Consider the following 4,370-nt stretch of genomic DNA (forward strand, 5'->3'; position numbering starts at 1 on the left):
GAGGTGATCCGTGGGGATGCGGGCGTGTTGGACGAGACGGCGTTTACGCAGTGTGGGTTGTTCGCGGTGGAGGTGGCGCTGTTCCGGCTGGTGGAGTCGTGGGGTGTGCGGCCGGATTTCGTAGCGGGGCATTCGATTGGTGAGTTGGTGGCGGCGTATGTGGCGGGTGTGCTGTCGCTTGACGGCGCGTGTGTGTTGGTGGCGGCTCGTGGGCGGTTGATGCAGGCGTTGCCGTCGGGTGGGGTGATGGTGTCGGTGCAGGCCGCCGAGGCGGATGTGCTCCCGTTGCTGGTCGGTCGTGAGGCCGAGGTGAGTGTGGCGGCGGTCAATGGTCCGCGCTCGACTGTGATCTCCGGTGCTGAGGCGGCGGTGTCCGAGGTTGCCGGGCTTCTGGAGGCCGAGGGCGTCAAGACGAAGCGGCTGCGTGTTTCGCATGCCTTCCATTCGCCGTTGATGGAGCCGATGCTGGCGGAGTTCCGGCAGGTGGCGGAGGGGCTGTCGTACGCGGCTCCGCGCATTCCCGTCGTGTCGAATGTGACGGGCCAGGTCGCGGACGTCGAGGCGCTGTGCTCGGCCGAGTATTGGGTACGGCATGTCCGCGAGACCGTGCGGTTCGCCGATGGGGTGCGGAGCCTGGTGGACCAGGGCGTCACGACCCATCTGGAGCTGGGTCCGGACGGAGTGCTGTCCGGGATGGGCCAGGAGTGCGCTCCCGACGCCGTCTTCGCCCCGGCCCTGCGCACCGGTCGTGACGAGGCCGCCTCGCTGCTCGAAGCGCTGGCTCGGATCCATGTCCAGGGGCGCTCCGTGGACTGGGCCGCGCTGCTCGCACCGGCGCGCCCCCGTCCCGTTGAGCTGCCGACGTATGCCTTCCAGCGGGAGCGGTACTGGCTGGAGCCGGCCGCGGCGATGGCGGATGTGGCCTCGGCGGGGCTGGGGTCCGCGGAGCATCCGCTGCTCGGTGCCGCGGTGACGCTGCCCGACTCCGACGGCTGCCTGTTCACCGGCAGGCTGTCCGCGCGTACGCACGCCTGGCTGGCCGACCATGAGGTGCTGGGGGCGGTGATGCTGCCGGGAACGGCGTTCGTCGAGCTGGCGCTGCACTCGGGCGGCCGCGTCGGATGCGCCCGGCTGGAGGAGCTGACGCTCGAGGCACCACTGATCCTCCCCGAGCACGGTGGCGTCCAGGTGCGGGTGACAGTCTCGGACGCCGATGACTCGGGGCGCCGGGCGCTGACCGTGCACTCGCGCGAGGACGGTGGGGAAGGGCCGTGGCTTCGGCATGCGACGGGCAGCGTCATCCCCGAGCCGGCCGTCTCCACCCACGCGGCCGTCCCCGACTCCGTATGGCCGCCGAAGGACGCCGAACCCGTGGCGCTGGAGGGGCACTACGAGCGGCTCGCCGAAACGGGATTGCGGTACGGGCCGGTGTTCCAGGGGCTGCGTGGTGTGTGGCGGCGCGGAACCGAGGTGTTCGCCGAGGTCGCGCCGTCCGACGAAACGGAGCAGGAGCCGCGCCGTTTCGGCCTGCACCCGGCCTTGCTGGATGCCGCTTTGCACGCCGTGGGCGCCGCGGCGGCGACCGGGACGTCCGAGGCCACCGATGCACCGGAGGAGATCCGGCTGCCGTTCTCGTGGAGCGGGGTGTCGGTGTACGCGGCGGGCGCCGCCACGCTGCGCGTACGCCTCAGCCCGACGGGGACCGACGGCATGGCGCTGTCGATGGAGGTGCGGGACGGGACCGGCGTCCCGGTGGCCACGGTGGACTCGCTGGCGACGCGCCCCGTCTCCCCTGAGCAGATCAACGCGGCGCGCGGTGCGGTACACCAGTCCCTCTTCCAGCTGAACTGGAGCGTTCTGCCGGGCGCCGAGGCGCAGGTGAACGGCGCCGCGGCCGAGGTGGCGACGCTGGGCGGTGCCGACTGGCACGACATGGCGGCGTTCGGTGAGGCAATCGGCGCCGAAGGGTCCGTGCCTCCGGCGGTGGTGTGTGTGGTCCCATCCGTACCCACCGTCGAGGGCGATCAGCCGACCGGGAGCGATGAGATACGAGGCGTGATCCATCGGGCGCTGGGGCTGGTCCAAGGGTGGCTGGCCGAGGAGCGGTTCGCCGGTTCGCGGCTGGTGATCGCCACGCATGGCGCGGTGACCGTCGAGGACGGCGAGGAGCGCCAGAACGACGGGATCGCGGTGGATCTCGCGGCGGCCGCCGTATGGGGACTGATACGGACCGCGCAGACCGAGCACCCCGGCCGGTTCGTCCTGGTCGACCTGGATGTCGATCTGGACGTCGACATGGACGTCGATCTGGATGGTCGGGAGCCGGAATCGCGGGAGCCCGGGTGTCGTCCGCTGACCTCCGAGACCCTCTCCCTGCTGTCCGCCGCGGTGGCGAGTGGCGAACCCCAGGTGGCGGTGCGCGAAGGGCGACTGCTGGCGCCTCGTCTGGGCCGGGTGCGGACCGCCGGATCCATCCCGACTACCGGATCCATCCCGACCGCCGGGACCACCCCGACCACCCCGACCACCCCGACCACCTCGCCCGCCCCGACCACCCCAACCACCGGGACCGCGATGGCCTCGGCGGTGTGGGACGCGTATGGCACGGTCCTGGTGACCGGCGCCACCGGCACACTGGGCGGGCTGGTCGCCCGTCATCTCGTGGCCGAGCGCGGCGTACGCCATCTGCTACTGGTGAGCCGTCGGGGCGTGGACGCCCCCGGCGCCCGCGAGCTGGAGGAGGAGCTGGTGGCGGCGGGTGCCTCGGTCGGCTGGGCCGCCTGCGACGTGGCCGACCGGGACGCGCTGGCCGCCGTGGTGAAGGGCGTCCCCGAAACACATCCGCTGCGCGGAGTGGTCCACACGGCCGGGGTGCTCGACGACGGCGTCACCGCATCGCTGACGCCGGAGCGCATGGACGCGGTGCTGCGCCCGAAGATGGACGCGGCCATCGCGTTGCACGAGCTGACCGAGGCGATGGACCTGTCGGCGTTCGTGGTGTTCTCCTCGGCCGCCGGAACCTTCGGCACGGCCGGGCAGGCCAACTACGCGGCCGCCAACGCCCTCCTCGACGCGCTGATACGGCGCCGTAGGGCCTCGGGCCTGCCCGGCCTGTCGCTCGTGTGGGGATTGTGGGACGAGCGCGGCGGAATGGCCGGAGGGCTGGCCGAGGCGGATCTGCGGCGCATGGGCCGGGTCGGAGTGGACGGTCTGTCGCCGGAGGAGGGCCTGGCCCTGTTCGACGCGGGATGTGCCGGGGAACTGCCCGTGGTCGTCCCGATGCGGCTGGCCCCGGCCAAGGCGCGCGGCACGGACGGCGAAGTGCCGCACATCATGCGGGAGTTGGTGCGGCCCATCGTGCGCCGGGCCGCGGCGGATGGCACCGGTGCCGCGGGTGACCTGCGGGAGCGACTCGCCATGGCGTCGTCGGAGGACGGCGAACGCCTGGTGCTCGACCTGGTACGGCGGTGCGTGGCCACTGTGCTCGGGCACGGTGGGGCGGCCGCGGTGGAGCCGGGCCGCGCCTTCAAGGACTTCGGTTTCGATTCGCTGACGGCGGTGGAGCTGCGCAACCGTCTGGGTACGGCCACCGGACTGCGCCTCACGGCCACGCTGGTGTTCGACTATCCGACGCCGACCGCCCTCGCCCACCATCTCCACCAGGAGCTGACCGGCGGGGACGACGGCGTACGTACCGCCCAGCCCACCCTGCCCACCGGCAAGGCGGACACCGGCCACGACCTGACGACCGACAGCGACCTGGTGGCGATCGTCGGCATGGCCTGCCGTTTCCCGGGCGGCGCCCGGTCCCCGGAGGAGCTGTGGCGGCTGCTCGCGGCGGGCGATGACGCCATTTCCGGCTTTCCCGCCAACCGTGGCTGGGATGTGGCGGGGCTGTACGACCCCGACCCGGAGGCGGACGGCAAGAGCTATGCGCGTGAGGGCGGCTTCCTGCACACCGCCGGAGAGTTCGACCCGGCGTTCTTCGGCATCTCGCCACGCGAGGCCCTGGCGATGGACCCGCAGCAGCGGCTGCTGCTGGAGACGTCGTGGGAGGCGTTCGAACGAGCCGGAATCGACGCGACGACCCTCAGGGGCAGCGCGACCGGTGTCTTCGCTGGTCTGATGTACCACGACTACGGATCCCAGCTCCGGAGCGTCCCCGAGGGCGCCGAGGGCTACCTCGCCACGGGTGGGTCCGGAAGCATCGCATCGGGCCGGGTCGCCTACACCTTCGGTCTCGAAGGCCCGGCCGTGACCATCGACACCGCCTGCTCGTCGTCGCTGGTGGCGCTGCATCTCGCCGCGCAGGCGCTGCGGCAGGGCGAATGCTCCCTGGCGCTGGCGGGCGGAGTGGCGGGGGTGTTCCC

The 4,370-nt window shown here is 72.2% G+C and carries 1 pseudogene; it reads left to right on the forward strand.

The window, feature by feature from the left end:
* Positions 1-15: 15 nt before the first annotated feature.
* Positions 16-4,370 (forward strand): annotated as a pseudogene (locus NQU54_RS48085) (SDR family NAD(P)-dependent oxidoreductase); the annotation flags it as partial.

This window comes from Streptomyces malaysiensis subsp. samsunensis (assembly GCF_024519315.1).
Lineage (GTDB): Bacteria > Actinomycetota > Actinomycetes > Streptomycetales > Streptomycetaceae > Streptomyces > Streptomyces malaysiensis.